This window comes from Flavobacterium stagni, assembly GCF_004122105.1.
In the GTDB taxonomy this organism is placed as follows: Bacteria; Bacteroidota; Bacteroidia; order Flavobacteriales; family Flavobacteriaceae; genus Flavobacterium; species Flavobacterium stagni.
This window is the reverse complement of record NZ_SBKN01000020.1, coordinates 1-429: the sequence shown is the minus strand read 5'-3', so window position 1 is coordinate 429 and position 429 is coordinate 1. Positions and strand designations below refer to the sequence as shown.

The window sequence follows — 429 nt, the reverse complement described above, 5'->3', positions numbered from 1 at the left end:
GCCTGTGATTACGACTCCTAATAACTCCCATGTGATTTGTGTGGATGCGGATGGAACACTAGTGCGTGATTTAACCCTTACTGCAGATAATAACATTCCGGGGACCTATACCTATGAGTGGTACGAGTCTACTAATCCGACTTTAGTGATTGGAACGGGGTCCGACTTTACCGTAAGTAATGCCGAGCCTACGGGTGCCACACGCACTTATACGGTAGTGATGACCAATACTGTTACAGGCTGTCAGAATGCCTCGGCGAGTTTTGATGTGATTCAGTCGGGTCAAGCGGCTGTTGCCACAGGTACTATTGGCTATGTAGTGACCAATGCCTTCTCCGACTTACAAACCATCACGGTGAATGTAACGGGTTATGGTAGCTATGTCTTCAGCTTAGACGACGGTCCGAGACAAATCTCGAATGTCTTTGA

1 protein-coding gene is annotated in these 429 nt (G+C 47.6%); it reads left to right on the top strand.

What is annotated here, in order from left to right; all coding sequences use genetic code 11:
* On the top strand, positions 1-429 hold a 429-nt coding region (locus EQG61_RS13805; protein ID WP_206733896.1), incomplete at both ends, for a hypothetical protein.